This window comes from Paracoccus haematequi, from assembly GCF_900631945.1.
GTDB classification, from domain to species: Bacteria; Pseudomonadota; Alphaproteobacteria; order Rhodobacterales; family Rhodobacteraceae; genus Paracoccus; species Paracoccus haematequi_A.
The window spans coordinates 1-227 of the sequence record NZ_UZWE01000110.1 but is presented as its reverse complement, the minus strand read 5'-3'; the positions used below and the strand labels follow the sequence as shown (position 1 = coordinate 227).

At 64.8% G+C, this 227-nt stretch carries 1 protein-coding gene; it reads left to right on the top strand.

Annotated elements, in window-relative coordinates; genetic code table 11:
• Positions 1-227 (top strand): transposase (locus PARHAE_RS20915; protein ID WP_206437052.1); only part of this gene is annotated, 227 nt, incomplete at both ends.

Genomic DNA, 227 nt, shown 5'->3' with positions numbered 1-227 from the left:
CCGCGATGCCGACAGCCGCACGGTCAAGAACAAGGCCGTCTACATCGCCCTTGGCGTGACCCGTGACGGCCTGCGCGAGGTCCTGGGCCTTTGGATCGCCGAAAACGAGGGCGCCAAGTTCTGGCTGGCGGTGATGAACGAGCTGAAGAACCGAGGGCTGCAGGACATCCTGATCGGGGTCGTCGACGGGCTGAAGGGCTTTCCTGAGGCCATCACCGCCGCCTTTC